Raw genomic sequence first — 24,208 nt, 5'->3', positions numbered from 1 at the left:
CTATACAGGGGCATCCAAAGCCAGAAAATCAACTTTCGGAAGCCCCTTCATAGTATTATAGCAATCCTTCATTCACCATCGTTAAAATATCACTTTCCGCTTGTAAAATGTCCTTTTCGGCTCTAATGGCGATTTGTTCGGCTGCCTGTTGCGCCTCAGTAATTGCAGCTTTTTCATCAATGGTAAGGATTTTTCTATTTTCCATAATCACTTGTCCATCTATAATGGAAGTTTCTACTTCGTGTCCTCGTGCAGAATAGACTAGGTTTGGAACGATATTTCTAATCGGCTTTGTGTAGACTGGGAAGAAGGATGGGTCTTGTAAATTAATAATGACCAGATCCGCTTTTTTTCCTTTTCGGATCGATCCGACCTCATGATCGATTCCCATTACTTTAGCTGCTTCAATGGTTGCCATTCTTATAGCCATCGTGGCATTAAACACCCTTGGATCCGCTAATTTTACTTTGTTTAAGATCGCTGCAAATTTCATTTCATTAAACATATTATTACAATTGTTTCCTGGAGCTTGATCGGAACCTAAGCAAGCCACACCGCCTGACTGTAAGTAGTGGTAAACAGGAGGGACTAGTCCATCAATGATCCCAATACTGCCCGAACAATAAACCATGCCGGCGCCGCTATTAGCAACCCTTGCCGTTTCTTCATTTGTCGCTTCCGTTAAATGTACAGCAATTAATCTATCATTTAAAAACCCATGCTCTTCAAGGAAATCGATGGATCTTTTGCCATAACGTTTGTTTATTTGATCAATTTCTCTATCACCTTGTGCTACATGCATATGAAGTTTAGTATCGAATTTCTCTCCATACTCTTTGATTTCATTAAGTAATTCCAGACTCATCATATCAGGACCATGCGGACCTAAAATCGCTGTAATTCTCCCATTTTCACTTCCGTGGTGCTTCTCAAACAATTCGAGGTTTCTTTTCAGCTTTGTATTTCCGATAGATGGATCGAAAGGGTATAATTCCCCAACAGGTAAATCACCCACGTTATCGGGGATTTCATTTACGAGTTCAGCAAGTCGTGCTCTGGCACCAATCTTTTTGTAATTTTCAACAATTAGATCCATTCTTCCATCGTAATCACAAAAGGTTGTTGTTCCAGATTTAATCCCTTCAATTATATTAACCATTGATCCTTTGACACTTTCTTCTGGTTGCAAATGCTTTTGAAACGGCCAAAGTCCTTTTTGCATCCAGTTTGACATATCCTGAGCGACTCCCCGGAAAATAGCAATTCCCGTATGAATATGGGCATCGATCAAACCAGGTATCACTAATTTGTTTGTAGCATCGATGATTCTATCAGCTTGATAGTTTCTTTTTATTTCATCGGTACTCCCGACCTCTTGAATAAGGTTTCCTTTAATAGCAATGGAACCGTTTTCTATAAACCCTACACCTTTTCCTTCCATTGTGAGTATATGCGCATGTTGTATAATCAGATCAACTTTCAATCTATATCTCTCCTTTTTACATACTTATATTCAATGAATTTCGTGAGTGCTTAGCTTTCTTATTTAGGAGATAGAGAGCTATAAATGTTGTAAATGCCGTTGTAATGATTCCTAACCAGCCGACAGTTGCACCGGCTACAATAAAACCTATTAAGGTACAGAACGCGATTAATATGGCATAAGGAAGCTGAGTTCTTACGTGTTCAATGTGATCACATGCAGCACCAGTTGAAGCTAGAATAGTTGTATCTGAGATAGGTGAGCAATGGTCGCCGAACAAACCGCCGCTAATAACAGCCCCAATGACAAGAGGGATATGAATATCCATCGTTACGGCCATTGGAATGGCAATTGGCATCATAATTGCAAATACTCCCCAAGAGCTTCCTGTTGAAAAGGCAATTAAAGAGCCCAGTAAAAAGATTAAAGCAGGGACAATAAATGAAGGCAAGTAGTCACCGACAACTGAGGACATATAGGCACCTAACTCCATTTGACCTGCAATTTTCCCAATGGACCATGCCAACACAAGAATCATCGGTACAATCATTAAATTAATGATTCCTTGGGTGAACTCATCAAAAGCAGATTTAATTGTATGAAGCTTGGATGCAACGGATATCACACCTGCACCAATCGAACCTGCTAAAAACCCACATGAAATGGCTAATACTATGTTTGCATTAATAAATGCGCCTCTAAATCCATTTTCAACTAGATTTCCTGTCCAAAAAATAACGGTAAAAATCGTGATAAATAGGAGCAGCATTGGAATTAAGAATTGATAGAATTTAAATGTATGTCCTTCTGGAAACTCGTCCGACTTTTCAGTAGCTACCAATGGCTTGTCATTTTCTCCTATCACTTTACCAGTCTCAATCGCTCTTTTTTCTGCATGATACATAGGTCCGATATCCAGTCCAGTATTGATGACATATAACACACCAATCATCGCAAATAGTCCATATAGATTATAAGGAATCATTTGAATAAATAAGGTCCAAGGGTTGTCCGTTAAACTTAGCGCCGTAATTTGAGTTGCAATAAGTCCCGTTATGAAAGGACCATAACTGCTAATAGGTGACATAGATGCTAGGGAGCTGCCCATTGAGTCTAAAATATATGCTAGCTTAACTCGGGAAACGTTAAGTTTATCTGTTAATGGCCTCATAATCGTTCCTAGGATAAGAACTGGCTCCGTATAAGAGAATAGAAATGCACTTCCCCATGTTACATTTTGTGCCTTTCTTCGGGTGTTTACTTTTTTCGTAGCCACTTGAGCAAAGGCTTGGGCAGCCCCAGTCACTCTTAAAATGTGAATAAATCCTCCTGCTAAGCTGACTAAAATTAGTAGCCCGGCATTCCACGGATCGGCAATGGAGGGAATCATATAATCAGAAATACTTTTTGCAAATCCTGACAAAGGATTCCAAGAATTAATTATGGTGGCTCCTACCCATACTCCAATAAATAGAGATAAAATGGTCTGTCTTGTTAGTAAAGCAATGACAATGGCAACTAATGGCGGCAATAGCGATAAAGCTCCAAATTCCATACATTTTCCCCCTTTTTTAATGTTTTTTTAAAATACCTCATAATCATGCTGAATATTTGCAAATTTTAGCCTATACAAAATATATAACATAATGCATACTAAATTCAATGAAAATATTAACTATATTTATATTTTATTAAACCTTGTTGCGGTTTCAGTTTGATATTCAGGGAATTAAGTGAAAAAAAACAGAGAAGGCTGCCGAAAAATGTTTCAGCAGCCTTCTCTGTTTTTTAATTAATGGGTTCCCAAGGAGTGCCTGTCCAAATGGCAACTGCGGGGAGATTTCCTGGATTTCGAAAAGCGTGGGGATGCGTACTGTCGAAGTAAATACTATCACCTTGTTTCAACAGATACGTTTTGTCTCCAATAAGGACCTCCAATTCTCCCTGTATGACAACTCCGCCTTCTTCTCCATTATGAGGATAAAATTGGAGTTCCTCTCCCTGATCTGGGCTAACAGTAATTTCAAAAAACTCAAGTTTCCGTCCAGTAAGAGGAGCTAACACTCTGTATTGAACATTTTTATGTCTCATCTTGAGTATCTCTTGCTCGTCCCGTCTAGATATGATAACCGATTGTTTTTCTATATCCTCAAAAAAGTAGGATAGAGAAACATCAAATAAAATACTTAATTTCCACAAGGTATCAAGTGAAGGTTTTGCTTTTCCTCTTTCTAATTGAGAAACCATACTTTGACTTAAGCCAATTTTCTCTGCAACATCGTCTACAGTTAAAAGGGACTTCTTCCTTATAGAACGAATTTTCTCTCCTATCATTCCGACCGGAAGTTCAGGTCGAATTAAACTACTATCCATTATTTATTCCGCCCTTCCGGTAACTATTCTGAAGGTTTATCTTTGACACAAACGTTTATTATAGTGATTAACCACTTAAGGAAAATCGATCTTTAGTATTTTAAATATTCTTAATGAGTATACCATACAGTTTCGAAAAAGAGATAATATAACAAGGTGTGATTTAATTTATAGATTTAATCCTTTAAAAGGCGATAAATTTTTAAAATTCCATCGTTTTTTAAAGGATTATATAAAATGTTTCAACTAATTTTTATAATAAAATTAAATTTTGTAGAGTCAAAGTAGATAAGTACTTTATTATGGGCTTTTCCATGGATGTGGCGATGGGCCATTATTGTGAGGATGTGGAAGCACAACTCTGCGAATCAAGAAGCTTTCATGGTAAGCGTTTTTCGTGGGATGGAACCAAAACCCGTGCCATGAAGGGCATTTGTTATGAGAATTGCATGATTGCTTTTCGATTTTATCATACTATTTAAAATGTGATGGATTCATTGAGGCTTCTGATAGGAAAGACTAGTAGAGTTTTATCAAAGGAAAAACTGGAAGGTAGTGGCCTGTTCCAGTTCAGTGATTAAGCACCCTGAGGGAATTGGCTGACAATCTATTGAATTTGGCTGATAAACTACCAAATCTGGCCGACAAACCTTCCAACCCACTGTCAAAGTGCAATTTTCATCTCACTATTCGCGGTTTGAGAGGTCTAAATTGGATTAAGTACAAAAAAGATAACTTAATGCACCCCTTTAAGAGTGATTTTGTAATTTAGGAAAGAGTTTTGCCGGTTTTTAGTTTGAACATGGGGAGAGAAACCAGGGCTATTGCTCTGTTTTTTAGTAGGGAGGATAATACGAGTATTACCATAAATTTTTAAGAGGGTGGTTGGTCATCACCATTCACCCTCTTGCAACTTTAAATTATTAGGTAAATCCAATAAATAACCAATGAATGTACACAAGCTACAATGATTGCATATAAAAGATTCCACTTTAATACAAGGTCAAAAATACTAACCCTCAATAAATTGGAGATCACAATATTCGGTGGTGAGACACTTGAAATAGTAGAGCCTACAGCCCAAGAGCTGAGTAGGGTTAGTGCCATAATGATATTATTGATCCCGATTGCCTCATTTGAAACACTTGCTAGGATTATGCTAATCATCACGATTTGATGTATGCCTAAGAAGGAGAATAGTGAAACAAATGCTATTGTAAAGAAAATCATGAGTAATATGGAGTAATCTGCCATGCTAACCCATAAAATGTTTAGATTATTACCAACAGTAGTTCCTGAGGCAATAGAGCCGAAAAAGCCAGCTGTTAAAAATAGTACAATTTCATTTGCTTTATTAGGGAAGATTTGTAATAAGAATTTTTTTGATTCTAGTAAAAAATCCTTTTTCCTTTTTAAATACGCTGACCAGAGAATAGAAAAAATAATAACGGTAAAGGTCACCATAAGGATAATATTTAAGGAGCTAAAGAACTCCAAAAGGCCGATTGAGACAGTTAGTAGGGTAATGACAATTAATAGTTCATATGGTTTTCTAAGATTAATGAATTCTTTTCCTTTTTCGGTGTGCCAACTTACTGTTTTACTTTCTCTTAACGAAAAAAGCAGGTTTGATATGACTAATTGTATGATTCCTAGGAAAAGGCCAAAATGCAAGTATTCATGTATTTGTATGTTGTAATAATTTACAATTAGTAAAACAGATGCAAAGTAGGGGGCCCAAGTACTTGCGGGTATAAAACCTCTCATATATACTCTGCCTAAAAGGGATGTGGGAAGCTTCATTTCTTTTACCATTGAATGAATAATAAAAATTGAACCTAAATTAATGATTGGCGCCAAAAAGAAAAAAGAGGCAGAAATAAAAAAGTAAATTTGTTGTGGCTTCTTAGCAAACTTTACAGCTAGATCCATAATATTTTTTTGGTAGTCTCCAAGTATGATCGGAATTGACAAAATAGGTACCAAAACAATTAAACTCATCAGTGGCAAGTTCTTAGAAATGGCAATGGACATCTCTGATAAGGTGTACTGATTAATAATGATAATAAAAATGCTAATGCTGATCATGACTCCGCCAATAATCTTATTTAGCTTTGTACAATAGGGTAGGCAAACAAGAATGACTAAGAGAGTCAAACAGCCAATAACAAAGTCAAGATAGGGAAATGCTGCAAAATTTGAAATTACAAATAGTAGTAGTAAGGATAAAGTTAGTATATTTCCTAATTTCGTCAATTTTATAACTCCTTACGTAATACCTCATAGTATTAAAAAAATTAGGTTAACCATATAGATTGTTAAATCCATATGGTTAACCCTTTTAATTGATTAATTTTCCACTGATGTGTTCCAATAAATAGGTCCAGAAAGAGTTGAAATTCCCTTTACCTTATTGGCCGCTCCGTATAAATTATTGTAACCGCCTAAAATGGTTACAGGAACATGATTTTCCCATGCATATTGTTGTAATTGATCCCAAATCTGTTTTGCTTCCTCCTGGCTGGAAGAGGCTTCTAAAGTTTGCAGCAGTTCCGTAATCTTAGGGTCGTGCATCCCGCCAGCAAAAGAAGGGCTTAAGGAAACGAGCTGCGATGGAGTTGTTACAGTAGAGGATCCTGTTACAACAGCATCCCAATCCCCAGGATTATTTTGTTTATCTAAAAGGGTTGCCCAATCATAAAACTCTAATTTAACATTCAATCCTATTGCTTTTAATTGATCTTGTATAACAACAGCCGCATTATAGAATTGAGGATAATCACGAGTTGTCATAATTCTGAATTCCTCATTGTTATAGCCAGCTTCACCTAATAATTTCTTTGCCTTATCTAAATCTTTTTGATTATAGAACTCTTTTCCAGATTCACTGTGCCAATTACTTACAACATTAGTCATATATCCTGGGTGCAGCCAGTACAAATCTTCATCGGCAAAGGAGGCAAGCATAATTTTGTCAATATCGAGGGCTGCATTTACTGCTTGGCGCATCTTTGCATTTGCTGATAAACCTTGGTTTTCATTATAAATCATTAGCATTTCCCCATAAGTATCAAAAACAGGATAAAGATTCTTTTCATTTTTTAATTGCGTGTAGTTGTCAAAAGGAACTGTATAGACGAAATCATATTGACCTGAACGAAGTCCAGCCATTCTTGTGGAGGCATCTGGAACGATATAGAAGTAAAGATCGTCCACCAATGCTTCTTTCTTTCCTGCTAATCCATCAGACTTTGATTCTGATGGGGAATAATCTTCAAATTTAGTGAAATGAATATACTGATCCTGTTTCCATTCTACAAATTTATATGGACCTGTTCCGATGTATTCAGAAACTCCTTCAGTAGAGGCAGATTCTACAATTTCCTTTGGCATAATAGCAGCCGCCATCTTGGCAGAGGCCATCGTATCTAAAGCAAGCGGGGAAGACTGGGCTAACTCCAATGTAACCGTATAATCATCCTTTGCTTGGAACACAGCACCATCGAAAATTTTTCCTGTTATCGATGATTTCTCCATCCATCGGTTCATGGATGCTACAACATCCTCTGCTTTCATTTCTTTTCCATTATGAAATTTAACGCCTTTTCTTAAATGGAAGGTAAAGGATTTATTATCTTCGCTTGATTCAACTGACTCAGCTAGCATAGGAACGGCTTTGTACTCTGAGTTCGTTGTTAAAAGAGTTTCAAACATAACTCTTGATGTATCACGACTAACAGTAGCTGTTGTTGTTGGCTGGTCTAGTGTTGGCGGCTGTGTAACCAATGCAACCTTTAGTTGTCCGCCTGTTTTTGAACCTCCATCATTCGTTTCACTTGTCTTTTCCGAACTGCACCCAATTAACATGAAAACTACTAGCATGATTATGGCTAGCATCCAATTCTTTGCTCTAAACATTTAATAGCCCCCTTTAAAAATTGTTTTTAAATTTATAAAACTGTAAAAGTCTAAATCTCTATTGGATTATTAATCTGGTTGCTAGTTTCCTTATTAAACTTAATAACAGAAGTTACTAATATTTTTGCTGCCGTTAGCATGGCTTTTTCATCAAAGTCAAAACGCGGGTGGTGGTGTGGGAAAACCTTTGCTGAATCACTTAAACTTGCACCTACAAAGAAATAGGTACCAGGTACTTCTTTAAGATAATAAGCAAAATCCTCACTGCCCATAGCTAAATCCCTTTCTATCACATTTTCTTTCCCAACAACCTCAACGGCCATATTTCGAATAAATTGTGTTTCTTTTGGATGATTCCAAACTGCGTCATAACCGCGAATATAGGAAATTTCACATGTTGCTCCGCTTTGGAGGCAGGCAGCATTAACGACATTCTTTAATTCTATTTCTATTAAATCCCTAGTCTCGGGGTCGAAGGATCTTACTGTTCCTGATATTTCGGCTGTTTCAGGTATCACATTCATCGCTGTACCAGCATGTAATTTACCTACAGTCAGAACAGCAGGCTTTACTGGGTCTACTCGGCGGCTAATAATCTGCTGAAGGTTTAGGACGATTTGACTTGCAGTTACTAAAGGGTCTACTGTTAGATGAGGGGAGGCCCCGTGTCCGCCCTTCCCAAATACTTTTATTTCAAAGAAATCAGAAGCTGCCATTGCATAGCCCTCACGATAATAAACTTTTCCGAACGGCAAAGCTCCTTGAAGATGTGTGCCAAAGATTACATCGACCCCTTTTAAGCAATCATCCTCAATCATTGCTTTAGCTCCACCAGGTACTAATTCTTCTGCAAATTGGTGAATAAAAACGACATTTCCTGATAATTCTTCACGATATTTAGCTAAAACCGTTGCTACTCCTAATAAGGTTGCTGTATGACCATCATGACCACATGCATGCATGACTCCTGGTATTTGGGATTTATAACTGACATTTTTCTCGTCTTGAATGGGCAGGGCATCGAAATCAGCGCGAAGAGCCACTGTTTTTCCCTTATGCTTTCCTCTTAAGAGACCGACAACTCCTCTTCCTCCAACATTTGTCCTTACTTCTAAACCTAATTCTGTTAGGTACTCTGCAATTAATTTTGGAGTGCGGACTTCTTGAAATGAAAGTTCAGGGTGTTTGTGCAGGTCACGACGTATGTCAACTAATGTTGGGTATATCGATTCCAACTCTGTATAAAGCTTGTTTATATCCATTTAATCCTCTCCCAAGATTTTTATTTTTAGGAATGGAGGTGGCAAGCAACAAAATGACGGTCGCCAATTTCCTTTTTAATTGGTTCCTGATGTTTACAAATATCTTTCACAAAAGGGCAGCGTGTATGAAACACACATCCCGATGGCGGAGATAGAGGAGAGGGGATATCTCCCTTTAAAATGATTCTCTCTTTTTTATATTTTGGATTAGACTGTGGAACTGCTGATAATAAAGCTTGGGTATAAGGATGTTTTGAATTTGCAAAAAGCTGATCCGTTGGTGCCTCTTCCATGATTTTTCCTAAGTACATAACTCCGATTCGGTCACAAATATGCCGAACAACGCTGATGTCATGAGAAATAAAGATATAGGTGAGCTTTAAGTCTCTTTGCAGTTCTTTTAATAGATTAATAATTTGTGATTGAATGGACACATCTAGCGCAGAAACCGGCTCGTCTAGAATAACGATTTTCGGATTGATAATAAGTGCTCTTGCTAACCCAATACGTTGTCGTTGTCCACCAGAGAATTCATGTGGATACCGATAATATTGATCCTCGCGTAATCCTACCTTTTCCAGGATGTTCATAACCATTTCGGTACGGTCCTTTTTATTTCCAATTTGATGAATCGTTAGCGGTTCTTCGAGTATGTGTCCAATTCTAATTCTTGGATTTAAAGATGAATAAGGATCTTGAAAGACCATTTGCATTTCTTGGCGCAAATCTCTCAGCTTTCTGCTATCTAGTTGAAAAATATCCTGGTTCTTATAAAAGGCTTTTCCCACAGTTGGTTCTAGTAATCTTAAAATGGTTCTTCCGGTCGTACTTTTCCCGCACCCAGATTCTCCTACCATACCGTAAGTCTCACCTTCAAATAGTTGAAAGGAGACATCATTTACCGCTTTGATTTGTTCCTTTGCCTTTCCAAAGTTTTTTAAAGATCCTTTAACAGGGTAATATTTTTTCAGTCCTTGGATATCTAGAAGCGGTGTTTTATTTTCATGTTCCTGTACTAACATAACTTCCCTCCATAATTTGATCTGCATGCCAGCATCTTACCTTTTGGGAACCTTGATAAGATGTAAGCTCCGGCATGTTTTCATTGCATAATGCATCGGCATGCGGGCAGCGAGGGGCGAACCGGCAGCCTTTTGGAATGTTATCTAAAGCAGGAACTGTCCCTTTAATGACATGTAGGTCCTTTGATCGATCACTATCCAGGTGAGGAATAGATTTAATTAATCCTCTTGTATATGGGTGAAGCGGATTTTCAAAGAGACTTACTGTATCTGCTTCTTCCACTATTTGCCCTAGGTACATTACAACCACTCTTGTACAAATCTCTGAAACTACTCCCAAATCATGGGTTATGAATATAACTCCCATTTGCAGCTCACGATTTAAATTCACAATCAGATCCAATATTTGTGCTTGAATCGTCACATCAAGAGCTGTAGTAGGTTCATCAGCAATTAATAATTGTGGCTGGCATGATAAGGCGATTGCGATCATAGCGCGTTGCTGCATACCTCCTGATAATTGGTGAGGATATTCATGAACGCGTTTCTCTGGAGAGGGGATACCAGTCAATCTCAACATTTCAACCGCTTTTTCATAGGCCTCTTTCTTTGTTACTTTTTGATGTAAAAGAATGGCCTCTACAATTTGGAATCCAATCGTGTAAACAGGGTTTAATGAACTAAGCGGATCTTGAAATATCATGGCTATATCATTTCCACGTATCTCCTGCATTTCTGACTGTGATAGATTTAATAGATTTTTACCTTTAAAATTGATCGTACCATCATATTGAACGGTGTTTTTTTCATCAAATAATCTTAAAATAGATTGGGAGGTAACACTCTTCCCACACCCGGATTCACCGACTACACCTAATATTTCTCCTTCCTTCACATGAAAGGAGACACCATCAACGGCTGTGACCCGGCCTCGTTCTGTATGGAAATGGGTTTTAAGATCCTGTACATGTAAAAGATGCTGTTCGTCTGACATAGTGATCACCCCTTATGAATCGTTATTTTTTTGCATGATTTGTGTGAGGATCAATTAAATCTCTGAGACCATCCCCTAGTAAATTTAATCCAAGAACCGACATCACAATGGTGATCCCAGGGAAAACGGTCATCCACCACGCATTAAATATTACTGTTTTTCCATCATGTAAAATACTTCCCCAACTAGGCTCCGGAGCAGGGACACCAGCACCTAAAAAGCTTAGAGCAGCCTCGATAATAATAGCTTCGGCAAAAATAAACGTTGCTTGAATTACAAGCGGAGAGATGGTATTAGGCATAATATGACGCCAGATTATTCTTAAGTTGCTTGCCCCTTGTGCTCTCATTGCTTCTATATAAGTTTGTTCACGAACGACTAAGGCTGATGAACGAATGACACGTGCAATATATGGAGTAAAAACAATACTTAGAGCAATAATAACGTTCAAAGTATTTGGACCTAATGCCGCCATTAATGCGATTGCTAATAAAATTGCCGGTATAGCCATTAATCCATCACAGATTCTCATTAGAATTTGATCTAACGCTCGATAGTAACTTGCATATAACCCAACAATTAATCCTAAGACTGAAGATATTAATGCTACCGAGAGGCCCACACCAATTGTTATTCTGCCTCCATAAATAATACGGGTTAAAAGATCACGGCCAAATTCATCCGTTCCTAGAAGATGTGAACCATTAGGAGCTTTTAAGCGATCCATTACTTCCATTTGATATGGGCTATATGGAACTAGCAACGGTCCAATGACCGTTATTATGATTAAGATGAGTAACAATATGCCACCGGTAAGTATTTGTTTGTTCGATAGAAGTCGCCGCATAAATAGTTGTTTTTGTTGTCTTTTAAGTTTGTGTTTGATAGTAGAGTGTTTTATAACGCTTTCAATTTCCACAATAGCAAAACTCCTTTCCTACTTGCGCTCTAATCGGACACGAGGATCAATATAGGCATATAACAAATCTACAATTAAGTTAATGACAACATAGGAAATGGTAATAAATAAGACCACGCCTTGAATGACTGTATAATCGCGTCTTTCAATAGAATTTATGATCATTTGCCCAATACCAGGGATGTTAAAGATCGTTTCGGTAACGACTGCCCCAGCTACTAAGGTTCCGAATGTCTGGCCAATTACTGTTAAAATAGGAAGGAATGCATTCCGTAATGCATGTCTGTACACGATAATATGTTCTTTTACACCCTTTGCTCGAGCTGTTTTAATATAGTTCGAATTTAGAACTTCTAACATTGATGTCCTTGTCATACGAGCAATTAGTGCTGCTTGTATGGCGCCTAATGCGATGGCAGGTAAGATAAGGTATTGCAGACTGTTCCATAGTCCAGAACTTAATGGCTGATACCCTGCAATAGGCAGCCATTGTAACTTAACGCCAACGACTAAGATTAGAAATAATCCAAGCAGGAAACTAGGAACTGACATGCCTAGTAATGAAAATCCCATTAAGGACTGGTCTGTAAGGGATCCTCTTCGATTAGCTGCAATTATTCCAGCGGGAATGGCAATCACGAGCGCCACAGCTTGACCTAATATAGCAAGTGAAAGGGTTGGTCCAAGATGACTTAAGATTGCGCTTGTTACTGGCTCTTTCATAAAATATGATGTTCCTAGATCACCTTTAAAAACATTAATAACCCAGTCTGCATATTGCTGAATTAAAGGAGCATTAAGGCCAAGTTCTTCACGCATTTTATCAATTTGTTCTTCTGTAGCTTCTTCACCTAGCATAATAGAAGCAGGGTCGCCAGGTGTTAAGTGAATAACCATGAAGATCACTACTGAAATAACGAATAGGACGGGGATGAGAGAAAATATTCGCTTTAATATGTAATAAATCATATAAGTTTAACCCCCTTGTTTTTTATACATCTGTTAAACATTCCTGGTATAGATAATGAAGAAAAAGTCCCTTACATAGAATGTTCAGGCGGCCCTGTCCATCTAGTAAAGGACCAAAACGGATTAGTAAGTAAGTGCCTCTCTTTCGGAAGGATCAAGCTTGCTGTCTTCTCTCCAATTTGTCACTGGCGGGACAATATCTGTAATCGGTTCAATTAATATATCCAAGAACACAGGTCCTTGCTGGTCGATTGCCCACTTTAATCCTTCTTCTAGCTTTTCGTTCGAATCAATTCTTAAGCTGCTAATATTAAAGCCCTCTGCAATTTTCGCCCCATTAATTTGACTAAAATCAACTCCGATATAGCGCTCATCATAATAAAGCTGGTGTAATTTTTTGATCCATCCGTAACTATTGTTTTGGAAGAGAAGAAAGACAACTGGCAGCCCTAATCTGCTTGCAGTTTCTAGTTCCCCAACAGACATGGCGAAGCTTCCATCACCAAACATAGAGAATACTTTTGATTGTGGGCTTGCCACTTTTGCGCCTATTGCAGCCGATAAAGCGTAGCCTAAATTTCCATGACCACGGTCAAAAACTGTTCTCCTGCCTGCTTTTTTAGTGACATAATCTGAAGCCATATATGGATTTTGAGTGCCAGCATCAATAACAAATAGAGCGTTTTCATTTGTATGTTTATTTAATAGATCAATTATTTTCGCTGGGTTGACGAATTTTGTGTCCTCTTGCACCTCTATTGCTACTCTATTAACCTTCTTATTTAAGATGTCTTGATAAAATTTATTCCATTCTGTTAAAGAATTTGAAAAGTCTTTATTTCTATTATTCATCAGTAAATTTAAGTGGTTTAGAAATGCCTTTATATCTGACATAATAGCTACATCTGTTCGAATGTTCTGATCCAATATTTCTTCACTGATGTCTACTTGAACGACAACAGGGGAATGACTGAAAATGCTTTTAGCCACCGTTGTTACATTATTAAGCTTTGAACCTAGAACAAGGACAAAATCAGCGTTTTTGATAATGCTGTTTGTTTCATCTGTTCCGCCGTTCACCCCAATGACCCCAATTGCTTGCGGTAAATTCTCAGCAATACTTCCTTTCCCGTTTATTGATGTTCCGACAGGAATAGAGAAGTCACTTGCAAGGCTTTCTAGCTCCTCGTACGCTGCCGAAAGGTGGACCCCGCCGCCAGCAATAATGACAGGACGTGAAGAGTGAGTTAATAATTTATATACCTTTTCGACATCTTCTCTATTAGGTGAACTCTTAAAGGGCTTATGAAAGGACGCATAGAGTTCCTCATCCGTATAATCATAATGCTCCTCATGAACATCTTCAGGGACAGAAATATGCACAGCTCCTGGTCTTCCTCCAGTAGCCATTCTAAAGGCTTTTCTTAACATATGTGGAATTTTTGAAGCAAGTTTTATTTTCGTATTCCATTTCGTAATGGATTGTAGAAGCTCGACTTGCTTTAGCTCCGTTAGTGCCCCGGTTTCTTCACTGCTCATCGAAATGTCAGAGGAGAAACAAATAATGGGAACAGATGATGAATTTGCTTCACTAATTCCCGGAGTTGCGTATAAAACCCCGCCCCCACTTGGAACGTCAACTACACCTGGTTTTCCAGATACCCGTGCATATGTGTCGGCCATATAAGTAGCGTGTCGTTCATCTCTACACTGGATATATTTAATCTGGTCACTATGGGCCTCTATTGCATTATGAAAAGTCATACTTGTATCACCAGGCACCCCGAATATTACATCCACATCATTAGCGATTAAAATTTTTACGATAGCATCTGCTGCTCTCATGTAAACAATCCCTCCGTTAAAATATTCAGATTTTATTGAATGTTTTATCTTTAAGATTGAATTTATAATAAAAATATTAAGTAGTCAACAAATTTATTAAATATTTATAAAAAAAATTTAGTGCCACTTAATTTTTGTTGCTACCTTTTAAAAAAATTAAATGACATTTTTAGAGAATATGGTATTATACAAGTAAAATAAGATAAGGATTCATTATTACATTTCGATATAAAAGGAGTTTTGTATGGAGAAGAATATTGGAAAACTACTTAAAGATTTACGATATAAAAAAGGATTAACGTTAAAGGATTTGGCTGATAAATCAGGACTTTCCACAAGCTTTTTATCCCAGGTGGAAAATTCTAAATCCTCCATTACTCTTCAATCGTTATCAAAAATTTCCGATGCGCTAGAAGTGAGTAGAAGTTACTTTTTCCCTGAACCCGAGCCGCCAAGCTTTGTACGAAAGAAATCGAAGGGCGACCTCACTTTAAATCAGTCAAACTTTATTTACCAAAGTCTATCAAATGGATTGCCAACACCTTTATTTGAGCCCATGCTAGTTGTGTTACTCCCGAATAATCAGAAGGTAACCTCATCAACTCATGAAGGACAGGAGTTTGTCTATGTACTAGAAGGAAATCTCACACTAGTTCACGGAGAAGATGAATATGAACTAGAACCAGGGGACAGCTTTCACATGGACTCAACAACCCCACACACTTGGTTCAACAAAACCAATCAGGTTGTAAGACTCATTTATGTTTTTTCATCTTTGACTAAGATGTAAAAAGCTGAGAATACAGTGCAGTCAATGTAGGTCATCTACCTAATAGCGGAAGAGAGAATTATTGGGGAAATGTATAAAGAAGGGGATATCAAGCACTCTATGACTGTTCATGGAGATCGTTTGAGTCGCCTTCTTTTCAATTTGGAGAAAATAATTTAGGTCTGCCAATAAGTGGGGAAATCAAAGTTTTATCTTTTAAACAGGACAATTTTCCTGAAAAAATAAAAGCCTAGATTAATAGGCTTTTAACGAAAAATATTAATAGTAGCTACCGTTTAGAAATCATTTTGTATCCTTTTTTACTAGTTTTTACGAAACCTAAAATTTGAATTATTTCATCCCCGAAAGGTAAAGGATCTGGTAAGAAAAAGTTAATACCTAATAAAATTATTTTTCCGGGTACCGGTAGAGCCCACGTTAAAAAAGCTAACAGCACGATCAGTATATATAACATAAATTAACCTCCTGCACAAAGGTATTTTATCATAATTAATTATCGAATGTTTTATTAATATGTGGTTCTTGTTGAAAGTCGCTATAAAATTTTATAAATAACCTAATGATCTGTAATTACTCCAATCCATGCGCCTTTTTCCCGGAGAAATCGAATTTATTTGTGAAAATACAAGATTTGTTTGCGAAACTTCGGAGTTTATTTGCGAAACGATTCGATTTGTTTGCGAAACCACCTCACTTGTTTGCGAACCTTATGAAGTTTCATCAAGGAATGGATTTTTACGAGTAAAAATGGTTCTTTTTCTCTCTTATTTGCGAAAATACTGGCGTTGTTTGCGAAACTTCGGAGTTTATTTGCGAAACGATTGAATTTGTTTGCGAAACCACCTCGCTTGTTTGCGAACCTTGATGAAACTTCACCAAGGAATGGATTCTGACGAGTAAAAATGTTTCTTTTTCTCTCTTATTTGTGAAAATACAGGCGTTGTTTGCGAAACATGGGAGTTTATTTGCGAAACGATTCAATTTATTTGCGAAACCACCTCATTTAATTGCGATCTGATGAAACTTCACAATGAATGGTTCTTAGTCTCCGGACTGAAGATGTCTCCATGCGGCATAATTTGGCATACAAATGAATTCAGCTCAACCGTAAAGTTTGATCGCTAATTACTATTGTTCAATTGGGTGATAAACCTTTCAACCCCGATTAAATCTTATCTAAAATGGGAGTTTACTAGGCTAGTTTTTTGGGGATTCATCAAAACCTGTCCAAAAAAGCTAGTTTACTGGACAGGTTCTAATCAATTAATCTAAACCTGCCCAAAATCTTATTTTCTAGACAGGCTCTGCTATTACGTTTGTTCTAACGAATGTGTGCCATCGCTAATTAAAAAAAGACAGCAGGTGAGGACTACTTAAATAAAGGGTCATCATTAAAAGGATCCACTTCATCATTCTCATCGATTATTCTTTCACACTTCGGACAGGAAATATACGTATCGGTCGTATGGAAGCCCACATAGCCATGGGTCATTTCTTGTATGTCCCATATCGTTTGCCACGCGATCTCAAATGTGTAATTGCAAGGTTTGCAGTAAAATGAACAGGTTCCAAAGTCCTCTGTTTGCTTCCTTTTCTTGTGTTTGGTTTTTCTTTTTTTACTCATCATTGACTCTCCAGTGATTGTTTTAATAAATGATATTTTTGAGATATTACATGTTATTTCGTACGTTTTGCAGTCCATTTTTCAAATTCTGTTTCGCTATTACCATAATAACAAAGAGGGATATTCGAGAAATAACGAAAATGGGTAAAAAGGTGATTTTGTAAGCTAAAACTTAATATTGCATTTCGGTGGTAAAAGGAAATAGTTTATGATAATTGAACGCGTTTTGATAAGGAGGCGTCTCAAATGGTAATTATGAAAGGTTCAATGACGAGGTTTCCTATAAAAAGTATCATTTCGGGGAAGGCGGAGCGGATTAACTGAAAGTGGTTAGGCACATCACTTTTTCGCCGATTTTACCTAATATAACGTATAATGGGAACAAAAGTCACTTTCAAAGCAAAGTGACTTTTGTTTAGTATTATAAATGGTGCCCACTAAAGTGAGGGGTATCTTCCCCCAAAAGGAGTGTAAGAAAATGAGATTTTTAAAATTTTTAATGATAACGGTTATTTTGCTAGGGGCCATAGGCTATGGTGTTTATCATTTTGGTACTAAAGTGGCTTCGGATGAACTCGTGTCGACTATTTCCTCTGAGCTTGAGAACAGTGGGGAAATAGAGGAGATTAAGAAGACAATTGAAAGTGATCCTGATTTAAAGTCCTTCATAGAAGAGGCTGAAACGGCTGACAGCAGCAAATTGCCTTTTACGACAAAACAAGAGGCTACAAAGGTTCTCATTAAAAAAGTTGGCATCTCTGAACTGAATGATATTCGAGTACAAGTGCAAGAAGGGACCATTTCAAAAGAAGAAATCCTTCAGGAGATTCAGGGGAAATTAACAGACGAAGAAATCCTGGCATTAAAGGTGATTGCCTATAAAGAGCTATATAAATAGAGAAAAAGAGGTGAAATCATGAACAAGCCTTTTGCGGCTGTAGGCTGCTTTTTCATAGCTATTGCCGCGTTTTTGTACGCTTCGAAACATATAACGGCTGCTATTATGTCTTCGTACATCAATACGCCAGAGGTTACTTATTTTGAAGGGGCACACCAATTAATTGGCTTTGGGATGAATTTCTGGATATTTGCTTCATTTTTGGCGGGAGTGTGCTTTTTCCTTGTTGGGATTTGGCCTAGTGTTCAGAGGTTGAATCAAACTAGAAATAGCAAAAATTCAATGGGAAAAGATTTAAATTAGGAGAAGACGCCTTCGTTACAGAAAGCCGCGATTTCTAATCTTATCTATCCGAACCTGGCGGACACCAGCGCCGTTATATGTGACAAAATGGGTTAATTCCTTATGTTTGCGGACATAGGTGACGCTATTTTGTAAAAAAGCAGTGATTTCTTTGTGTTTTTTCGTAAATAGCGCATTCTGTGTCCGCTTAGCCCCTGAAATTGGGGCATTTAATGAAAATAACGAACCTGATGTCCACATTCATTTCTTCAAGATAATCTCCTTTTCAATCCATGTACTAATTCCTGTTGCCAATGGAATACTAAAAATGCAGTAACACAACTAAGGAGGAATTCCGAATGGATGAAAGACCAATTGAGGTAACAGGGAATCAGCTTGACGTGCGAAATACCATAACAGGCCCTGACGAAGGGAAGGGATCCTTTCCTAGACGTCCTCAAAATGTAGAAATTCAAAAGAAAGATTCAAAACCGATGCTGAGGTATCCGCTTGGTTAATAAAAGGAGCTTGTGAATTGATAGGTCAAGGTTGGTTTGATTCCTTGACCTTATTGGTTAAAGAAAGGGCTGTTGGACAAAGTTCAATCCACTGAGATCAGGCCTGGCGGACACCAGTGCCGCTATTTGTGATAAAACGGGCTAATTCCTTATGTTTGCGGTCATAGAATCCGCTATTTTGTAAAATAGCTGTGATTTTTAAGTGTTTTTCATAAATAACGTACTCCGTGTCCGCTTAGCCCCCAAATTAGGGACATTTAATGAAAATAACGGTCCTAATGTCCGCATTACTGTAATTTATTGTTTTTAAAGTTTTCTCCCTACTATCGAAATTACTTCTAATCCCTCTATAGTTTTTTCACCCAATCTCCAATCCACCGGACGCATCCCTTATCAATTTTTTGAAAAATGTTAACTATCTTAATTAAAAGTAAAGTGGGTTTTATGTGGTAAAGTGTAAAAGGTAAAATTTATTATATCAGGGGGAGTCAGTAGTTATGTTTAAATCTATAAAGGGGAAGTTGATTGCTCTTTTTGTCATTCTTTTAGCTTTGACAGTGTTGGCTGTTAGTGTTTTTGTTGATCATCAAACAAAAAGTTCAATAGAAAAAAGTGTAGTTGAGCAAACAAATAGTATTGTTGCCGAAATGGCACACTCCCTTCAACTGGCTATGAGCCAACATGAATTGGGCATGAAATTTGTGGCTGATTCAAGGGAAGTGGAGGATTATATGGAACTGTCCGGAACAGCGGAAAAAATAGATGCTGAAAATGAATTAGACAGAAATTTACATAACTTTTTAGATAAATATAAAGATGTAACTTCTATTTACGTAGCAACTCCAAAGAAAGACTTGCAGATTATGCCTAAGGCTGATTTAGGGGATGATTTTGATCCGACCTCAAAGGGCTGGTATAAACTCGCGGTAGAAAATCCGGGTCAAGCCGTTTGGAGTGAGCCATATATTGATTCAGCTACGAAGGAGCTTGTAGTCACGTCATCCTATGCCATTGAAAAAGGTGGCGGCATTGTTGGCGTGATTGGCCTAGATATGAAATTGACAGCTATTACAAAAATAGTTGAAGAGGCTAAAATTGGCTATAACGGATATTCATTTGTTTTTTCTAAGGAGGGCGTAGCCATTGTCCACCCGGAAAAACAAGGTGAAAACTTAATGGACCAGCCTTATATTAAAAAGATGTACAACGAAGCTGCTGGTGTTTCTTCATATAGTGATGAAGGTGAAAACAAGCTGTTAGTTTATAATACAATTCCAAGTACATCTTGGAAAATAGGAGCCGCCTTTACATACGATGATCTGTTAGTAAGTGCAAAACAGATTAGAATGAATATTTTTATTATCTCGTTAGTCGCTTTGTTGATTGCTAGCGCTGTTACATACTTTGTGGCGTCAAGAATTACGAAGCCAATTATTTCTTTAAAACAAGCTGTCAATCGAATGGCTAATGGGGATTTAACCGTATCAGCAGCCGTTACGACAAATGATGAGATTGGTGAATTAAGTTCGCAGTTCAATCATATGTTAGGCAACATGAAATCGGTATTAATGTTCGTGAACTACTCAGTGAATAATGTGAAGGAATCGGCCGAAAGCTTAAGTGCCATATCAGAGGAAACGAATGCATCCAGTGAGGAAATTGCGGCGGCCATTACTGAAGTAGCCAAGGGTGCCACAACTGCGGCACAAGAGGCGGAGGCGGCTAATCAATTATCCGAACATTTAAGTAATAAAATTAATGAAATTAGTGCACATGCCACAGACATGACTAATCTAGCAGAAAAAGCGGATGAAATGAATCAGTCGGGTATTCACCAAGTAAATCATTTAAAGGGTTCATTTACTGAATCACATAAATACCTTGATTCAATGGAAGAAGTCATTCATGATCTTGAGGAAAAAATTCAACAAATTGAGCTCGTGATTAAAACGATTACCGACATTAGCTCTCAAACAAACCTGCTTGCATTAAATGCTAGCATTGAAGCCGCACGAGCGGGTGAACATGGCAAGGGATTTGCTGTTGTTGCTGAGGAGGTTAGAAAGCTAGCTGAACAATCGGTAGTGGCAACAGATGAAGTGAAACAGACGATTACAACCATCCAGAGTGGAGCACTTCTTGCTGTTGAATCCATGAACAAAACGAAGGAAAACTTCTCCCAGCAGGCAGATGCCGTCAACACAACAGAGTCAAGCTTCCATTCTATTTCGGAAATTGTCGAGAAATTAAGGCAGTCGATTTTCCAAGTTCATGATGAAATGGACCATATTGCCGTAGGGAAAGCGGACGTTCTAAACAGTATTCATTCAATGGCTGCGATGGCTGAGCAATCAGCGGCCGCCTGTGAAGAAGTCAGTGCCTCAACGGACGAGCAGGTCACAGCCATTCAGTCCGTAGCCGAATCAGCAGAACAATTGACAGAACTGAGTGACGAGCTTCAAAAGGCAGTGGCTAAATTTAAGCTGGAGTAGGTAGGGTACAGGGATAGTCACTCTTTGAAAAGATTTTGTTGGGGAACTTTGTAAATCGCATACTAATTAGATGGCCAAATCGGATACTGATTTGGCCTTATTTTTTTAGCATTAACATCGAATAAAAATAAGGCACCTGAAATAAATCTCCTTGTCTATCTGAGCTTGGCGGACAGCAGTTCCGTTATATGCGGTAAAAGGGGCTAATACTGTATGCTTGAGGACATAGGTTCCGTTATTCGCTAAAAAAGCACCGGTTTCCTTATGTTTTTTCGTAAATAACGCACTCGGTGTCCGCTTAGCCCTTCAATTAGCGCCATTTAATGAAAATAACGGATTCACAATGTCCGCATTAATTTCTCTCACTACACAAATACAAAGTCTTCAATTATTATTTTACAAACTTGTATCTATTCTATATGTTTATTAATTTTTCCCTATATAATCGAAACTACTTCCTTTGAGTAGTCTCTTATTTTATAAAGATAAAAATGTTCTTAATCAAACGATTGATTAAACAGCCGAAAACGCTTGCCGCACAAGGGCTGTAGGCACTTTAATTAGACGTTTGATTAATATGTATGTTCGTATTGGTTTCCCATTCCCAAAATCCTGGGGAAGGGTGTTAATCAAACGCTTGATTAAACAGCCTCAAACGCTTGCCGCACAAGGGCTGTAGGCACTTTAATTAAAACGTTTGATTAATATGTATGTTCGTACTTGGCTTCCATTCCCAACAACCTGCTGTGATTGGCTGACAAACTTTCAACTCCTCTGTCAAAGTGTTATTTCATCTCACTAAACAAGAAAAAATTTAAGGAGGAAATGAATAAACTTTTTTCCTCCTGTTTTTCATTCAAAATTCATCTATTGCTAACTCAAAACCACTTCCCTAAACGCCACCTCTCCCAGAATTTGATAGACATGTACATTCGGCAAATGAATAGCATACATGGTCTCCTCTGGTGCCCGGACGATTAGCACGTTCGGATGAATTCTTTCAATCACTTGTATAGGGGTTGGCAGAGTCGTGGCATTTACATCCCCACCGATTGCCCAAAAAGAAAGAGTAGAAGCCTCATTTCCTTCTAGGTTTTGTTCGGTATATGGCCGAGTTACGCTTTTTGTATGAATATGTGCCAAGTCCTCGATCATCGCGCTTGCTGTTGGAAGCATTCCTGCTCCCGGGCCTTGTAGGCTAATATTCCCAACAATATCCCCATTAATGGAAACAGCATTTTGGACACCTTCCACATGGTAAAAGGGATGCTGTTCATTCACAAGCACAGGCTTTACGGTGCATAGAATTCCACTAGCAGTCCGTTCAATCGAAGCGACATGCTTAAACCGAAAGCCTAATGATGAAAAAACTTCAATTTGTTCGGGTGTGATTCCCCGAATTCCCTCTCTGATCGACTCATCCCAGTTCGGCGCCTCCCCAAATGCAAGCTCACTTAAGATCACCGCTTTGTAGAAGGCGTCATAGCCGTCTACATCATTTGTCGGATCCGCTTCGGCATAGCCTTTTTCCTGAGCCAGCTTCAATGCTGATGCAAATGGTAAGTTTTCTTCTCTCATCTTTGTCAAAATAAAATTAGATGTGCCGTTAAGAATACCCTGGACTTTTTCGATGTTGTTGACATTTAGCAATTGCTTTAGTGTTTGGATCACAGGAATCCCGCCAGCGACCGTTGCTTCAAAGCCGAGTGAAACACCATATTCACTTGCTAAATGTTTTAATTGCCCGCCATGATGGGCAAACATTTCCTTGTTCGCCGTAATGACATGACAGCCCCGTTTAATCGCCTGCTGCAAGTAGGAAAAGCATGGCTCTTTTCCAACAATGGCATCAATCACAACATCAAGCTGCTCTAGTGTAATGATTTTTTCGAAATCGTCTGTTAAAAGAACATCTTCATCCGGATTAGTGTGTTTATTAATATTTTTCACAAGAATTCCAACAATCTTCACTTCTTTTCCAAAAAGGGCTTGGAGCTTCTTCTGATGTGATTTTACGGTCTGATAGACACCCTTCCCAACAGTGCCGTATCCTAATAATGCAATATGAATGGCTGACATGTATTCATTCCTCCTGTTATTGTTTTTCGATTTGTTAACTGGTGAGCGGGCAACCCCACAGGTGAAAAAATAAAAAACCCCCTCTGCATATAAAGACAGAAGGGGAGCAAGAATGAAATTACAAAATCCGTTCCACCTTCTCATCTTCGGAATGTGATCATTCCTCTGAAATTGGCACCGTGCATGCGAATGCTGGTTGCCGAGGCTTCGCAGGGTCAGTCCCTCCACCTCTCTTGATAAGAAGATTAGCAATTATGAAATTATTTATAATCATATAGATTAAATGGAGCAACGTCAATACTTTAATTGGTTTGGCAATCGAATATGATTTGTAGAATATCTTTTTTTTCCGTGTATAATAGGTTAATAAAAGGAGGGATTTCAATGGCAAAAAAAATTGAGGGTATTGAAGCTGTAATCATAAAAAAAATACTAAATAAAAAGTCGAAAGCAGTAATAGATGTTGAAGGGGAAGTTTTTGTTATACAAAGATTAAAAGAAGATACGATTTTATCGGATATTGAAACAGACATTGAGCTAAAAGATATGCTTGAAAGAGCAGATAAAGATATATTGAATGGGAGACTTTATTCCTCAGATGAGTTATTGGAAGCAATTGAGAAGGGTGATATTTAAGTGGAATTGAAATGGACAGCAGAAGCAAGGAGCAGCTTCGCTCGAATAAATAGCCCCTATTTTAGTTCTATTGAGACAAAAGATTATAAAAAAAGATTGTTGAT

Annotated in this window: 20 protein-coding genes, 1 pseudogene and 1 riboswitch; of the genes and pseudogenes, 7 read left to right on the top strand and 14 right to left on the bottom strand. The window is 37.9% G+C overall.

Features of this window, described 5'->3' with window-relative positions:
- Nucleotides 1-55 precede the first annotated feature (55 nt).
- The 11 genes from RRV45_RS20150 to RRV45_RS20100 form a co-directional block, all read right to left on the bottom strand.
- Entirely contained in the window at nt 56-1,483 is a 1,428-nt protein-coding gene (locus tag RRV45_RS20150) for an amidohydrolase family protein (RefSeq protein WP_315666437.1), read from the bottom strand.
- A gap of 16 nt (nt 1,484-1,499) precedes the next feature.
- A complete protein-coding gene (locus RRV45_RS20145; protein WP_315666436.1) occupies nt 1,500-3,038 on the bottom strand; it encodes a Na+/H+ antiporter NhaC family protein in 1,539 nt (512 codons plus the stop codon).
- 233 nt (nt 3,039-3,271) lie between these two features.
- Nucleotides 3,272-3,856 carry a helix-turn-helix domain-containing protein gene (locus RRV45_RS20140; RefSeq protein WP_315666435.1) on the bottom strand — a complete coding sequence of 195 codons (585 nt, stop codon included), beginning with the start codon at nt 3,854-3,856 and terminating at the stop codon, nt 3,272-3,274.
- A gap of 915 nt (nt 3,857-4,771) precedes the next feature.
- Nucleotides 4,772-6,112: a hypothetical protein gene (locus RRV45_RS20135; RefSeq protein WP_315666434.1), complete on the bottom strand. Its 1,341-nt coding sequence runs from the start codon at nt 6,110-6,112 to the stop codon at nt 4,772-4,774.
- A 93-nt stretch (nt 6,113-6,205) separates the two neighbouring features.
- The gene (locus RRV45_RS20130; RefSeq protein WP_315666433.1) at nt 6,206-7,774 is read right to left on the bottom strand and encodes an ABC transporter substrate-binding protein; all 1,569 of its coding nucleotides are present in this window, start codon (nt 7,772-7,774) and stop codon (nt 6,206-6,208) included.
- 50 nt (nt 7,775-7,824) lie between these two features.
- The gene (locus tag RRV45_RS20125; protein WP_315666432.1) at nt 7,825-9,036 is read right to left on the bottom strand and encodes a M20 metallopeptidase family protein; all 1,212 of its coding nucleotides are present in this window, start codon (nt 9,034-9,036) and stop codon (nt 7,825-7,827) included.
- A 26-nt stretch (nt 9,037-9,062) separates the two neighbouring features.
- Nucleotides 9,063-10,058, bottom strand: a complete 996-nt coding sequence (locus RRV45_RS20120; protein ID WP_315666431.1) for an ABC transporter ATP-binding protein — start codon at nt 10,056-10,058, stop codon at nt 9,063-9,065.
- The gene (locus RRV45_RS20115) at nt 10,039-11,052 is read right to left on the bottom strand and encodes an ABC transporter ATP-binding protein (RefSeq protein WP_315666430.1); all 1,014 of its coding nucleotides are present in this window, start codon (nt 11,050-11,052) and stop codon (nt 10,039-10,041) included. The genes RRV45_RS20120 and RRV45_RS20115 overlap by 20 nt, the downstream gene beginning before the upstream one ends.
- Before the next feature lie 22 nt (nt 11,053-11,074).
- Nucleotides 11,075-11,974, bottom strand: a complete 900-nt coding sequence (locus RRV45_RS20110; RefSeq protein WP_315669101.1) for an ABC transporter permease — start codon at nt 11,972-11,974, stop codon at nt 11,075-11,077.
- Nucleotides 11,975-11,989: 15 nt separating this feature from the next.
- Nucleotides 11,990-12,940: a nickel ABC transporter permease gene (gene nikB / locus RRV45_RS20105; RefSeq protein ID WP_315666429.1), complete on the bottom strand. Its 951-nt coding sequence runs from the start codon at nt 12,938-12,940 to the stop codon at nt 11,990-11,992.
- Between the two features lie 123 nt (nt 12,941-13,063).
- The gene (locus RRV45_RS20100; RefSeq protein WP_315666428.1) at nt 13,064-14,785 is read right to left on the bottom strand and encodes a thiamine pyrophosphate-binding protein; all 1,722 of its coding nucleotides are present in this window, start codon (nt 14,783-14,785) and stop codon (nt 13,064-13,066) included.
- A gap of 244 nt (nt 14,786-15,029) precedes the next feature.
- On the opposite strand from RRV45_RS20100, the gene RRV45_RS20095 reads away from it, so the two are divergent.
- Complete coding sequence (locus tag RRV45_RS20095) at nt 15,030-15,575, top strand: helix-turn-helix domain-containing protein (protein WP_315666427.1); 546 nt, start codon at nt 15,030-15,032, stop codon at nt 15,573-15,575.
- A 1,369-nt stretch (nt 15,576-16,944) separates the two neighbouring features.
- On the opposite strand, the gene RRV45_RS20090 is transcribed toward RRV45_RS20095, so the two are convergent.
- On the bottom strand, nt 16,945-17,202 hold the full coding sequence (locus RRV45_RS20090) for a hypothetical protein (protein WP_315666426.1): 258 nt from the start codon (nt 17,200-17,202) through the stop codon (nt 16,945-16,947).
- A gap of 475 nt (nt 17,203-17,677) precedes the next feature.
- On the opposite strand from RRV45_RS20090, the gene RRV45_RS20085 reads away from it, so the two are divergent.
- Both RRV45_RS20085 and RRV45_RS20080 read left to right on the top strand, forming a co-directional pair.
- Nucleotides 17,678-18,097: a hypothetical protein gene (locus RRV45_RS20085; RefSeq protein WP_315666425.1), complete on the top strand. Its 420-nt coding sequence runs from the start codon at nt 17,678-17,680 to the stop codon at nt 18,095-18,097.
- Between the two features lie 18 nt (nt 18,098-18,115).
- Nucleotides 18,116-18,400, top strand: a complete 285-nt coding sequence (locus tag RRV45_RS20080) for a hypothetical protein (protein ID WP_315666424.1) — start codon at nt 18,116-18,118, stop codon at nt 18,398-18,400.
- A gap of 15 nt (nt 18,401-18,415) precedes the next feature.
- Here RRV45_RS20080 and RRV45_RS20075 read toward each other — a convergent pair whose 3' ends face one another.
- The gene (locus RRV45_RS20075; protein WP_315666423.1) at nt 18,416-18,640 is read right to left on the bottom strand and encodes a hypothetical protein; all 225 of its coding nucleotides are present in this window, start codon (nt 18,638-18,640) and stop codon (nt 18,416-18,418) included.
- A 98-nt stretch (nt 18,641-18,738) separates the two neighbouring features.
- Between RRV45_RS20075 and RRV45_RS20070 the strand changes: the two genes are divergently transcribed.
- The 3 genes and pseudogenes from RRV45_RS20070 (at nt 18,739) to RRV45_RS22145 (ending at nt 21,389) form a co-directional block, all read left to right on the top strand.
- A complete protein-coding gene (locus RRV45_RS20070; RefSeq protein WP_315666422.1) occupies nt 18,739-18,897 on the top strand; it encodes a hypothetical protein in 159 nt (52 codons plus the stop codon).
- A 497-nt stretch (nt 18,898-19,394) separates the two neighbouring features.
- Nucleotides 19,395-20,441: pseudogene (locus tag RRV45_RS22150) on the top strand (cache domain-containing protein); the annotation flags it as partial.
- A complete protein-coding gene (locus RRV45_RS22145) occupies nt 20,439-21,389 on the top strand; it encodes a methyl-accepting chemotaxis protein (protein WP_410489394.1) in 951 nt (316 codons plus the stop codon). The pseudogene RRV45_RS22150 and the gene RRV45_RS22145, both read left to right, overlap by 3 nt.
- An 873-nt stretch (nt 21,390-22,262) precedes the next feature.
- On the opposite strand, the gene RRV45_RS20060 is transcribed toward RRV45_RS22145, so the two are convergent.
- A complete protein-coding gene (locus tag RRV45_RS20060) occupies nt 22,263-23,468 on the bottom strand; it encodes a homoserine dehydrogenase (RefSeq protein ID WP_315666420.1) in 1,206 nt (401 codons plus the stop codon).
- 137 nt (nt 23,469-23,605) lie between these two features.
- A riboswitch (SAM riboswitch) is annotated at nt 23,606-23,711 on the bottom strand.
- A 141-nt stretch (nt 23,712-23,852) separates the two neighbouring features.
- Between RRV45_RS20060 and RRV45_RS20055 the strand changes: the two genes are divergently transcribed.
- Entirely contained in the window at nt 23,853-24,104 is a 252-nt protein-coding gene (locus RRV45_RS20055) for a hypothetical protein (RefSeq protein ID WP_315666419.1), read from the top strand.
- The last annotated feature ends 104 nt before the right edge of the window (nt 24,105-24,208 follow it).

Source organism: Bacillus sp. DTU_2020_1000418_1_SI_GHA_SEK_038, from assembly GCF_032341175.1.
Lineage (GTDB): Bacteria > Bacillota > Bacilli > Bacillales > Cytobacillaceae > Cytobacillus.
Note: the sequence above shows the minus strand (reverse complement) of the source record. Positions and strands in the feature narration are given on the sequence as shown.

Coding starts and splice junctions, on each gene's coding strand:
- RRV45_RS20145 (WP_315666436.1), bottom strand. CDS start 3,038: ATGGAATTTGGAGCTTTATCGCTATTGCCGCCATTAGTTGCCATTGTC.
- RRV45_RS20140 (WP_315666435.1), bottom strand. CDS start 3,856: ATGGATAGTAGTTTAATTCGACCTGAACTTCCGGTCGGAATGATAGGA.
- RRV45_RS20130 (WP_315666433.1), bottom strand. CDS start 7,774: ATGTTTAGAGCAAAGAATTGGATGCTAGCCATAATCATGCTAGTAGTT.
- RRV45_RS20125 (WP_315666432.1), bottom strand. CDS start 9,036: ATGGATATAAACAAGCTTTATACAGAGTTGGAATCGATATACCCAACA.
- RRV45_RS20120 (WP_315666431.1), bottom strand. CDS start 10,058: ATGTTAGTACAGGAACATGAAAATAAAACACCGCTTCTAGATATCCAA.
- RRV45_RS20115 (WP_315666430.1), bottom strand. CDS start 11,052: ATGTCAGACGAACAGCATCTTTTACATGTACAGGATCTTAAAACCCAT.
- nikB (WP_315666429.1), bottom strand. CDS start 12,940: ATGATTTATTACATATTAAAGCGAATATTTTCTCTCATCCCCGTCCTA.
- RRV45_RS20100 (WP_315666428.1), bottom strand. CDS start 14,785: ATGAGAGCAGCAGATGCTATCGTAAAAATTTTAATCGCTAATGATGTG.
- RRV45_RS20095 (WP_315666427.1), top strand. CDS start 15,030: ATGGAGAAGAATATTGGAAAACTACTTAAAGATTTACGATATAAAAAA.
- RRV45_RS20090 (WP_315666426.1), bottom strand. CDS start 17,202: ATGATGAGTAAAAAAAGAAAAACCAAACACAAGAAAAGGAAGCAAACA.
- RRV45_RS20085 (WP_315666425.1), top strand. CDS start 17,678: ATGAGATTTTTAAAATTTTTAATGATAACGGTTATTTTGCTAGGGGCC.
- RRV45_RS20080 (WP_315666424.1), top strand. CDS start 18,116: ATGAACAAGCCTTTTGCGGCTGTAGGCTGCTTTTTCATAGCTATTGCC.
- RRV45_RS20075 (WP_315666423.1), bottom strand. CDS start 18,640: ATGTGGACATCAGGTTCGTTATTTTCATTAAATGCCCCAATTTCAGGG.
- RRV45_RS20070 (WP_315666422.1), top strand. CDS start 18,739: ATGGATGAAAGACCAATTGAGGTAACAGGGAATCAGCTTGACGTGCGA.
- RRV45_RS22145 (WP_410489394.1), top strand. CDS start 20,439: ATGTTAGGCAACATGAAATCGGTATTAATGTTCGTGAACTACTCAGTG.
- RRV45_RS20060 (WP_315666420.1), bottom strand. CDS start 23,468: ATGTCAGCCATTCATATTGCATTATTAGGATACGGCACTGTTGGGAAG.
- RRV45_RS20055 (WP_315666419.1), top strand. CDS start 23,853: ATGGCAAAAAAAATTGAGGGTATTGAAGCTGTAATCATAAAAAAAATA.